Annotated in this window: 1 protein-coding gene; it reads left to right on the top strand. The window is 67.4% G+C overall.

Annotated features, from left to right (window positions below; all coding sequences use genetic code 11):
- The coding region (locus tag E1283_RS36870) for an integrase core domain-containing protein (RefSeq protein WP_132822465.1) at positions 1-503 on the top strand (503 nt) is incomplete at its 5' end.

Genomic DNA, 503 nt, shown 5'->3' with positions numbered 1-503 from the left:
GCGGCGGCCACAAGGTCCTCGGCCGGGCCGCCGGACGAAAGACCCGCGCCGCCGCCGGCTACAGCTACCTCCACACCGCCGTCGACGACCACTCCCGCCTCGCCTACAGCGAAATCCTGACGGACGAGCGCAAGGAGACCGCCACCGCCTTCTGGACCCGCGCCCAAGCGTTCTTCACCAGCGTCGGGATCACCGTCGAACGCGTCCTGACCGACAACGGCTCCTGCTACAAATCCCGTCTATGGCGCGAGGCCCTGGCCCAGGCCGGGATCACCCACAAACGAACCCGGCCCTACCGGCCCCAGACCAACGGCAAAGTCGAACGCTTCAATCGCACCCTGCTCGACGAGTGGGCCTACGCCCGCCCCTACCACTCAGAGCAGGAACGACGCGACGCCTTCCCCGACTGGCTCCACACCTACAATCACCACCGCGGACACACCGCACTCGCAGGCAAACCACCCACCAGCCGCGTCCCCAACCTCACAGGGCAATACACCTAG

Origin of the sequence: Streptomyces hainanensis, assembly GCF_004348415.1 — a bacterium.
Classification (GTDB): Bacteria; Actinomycetota; Actinomycetes; order Streptomycetales; family Streptomycetaceae; genus Streptomyces; species Streptomyces hainanensis.
This window is presented reverse-complemented; position numbering and strand designations above follow the sequence as displayed.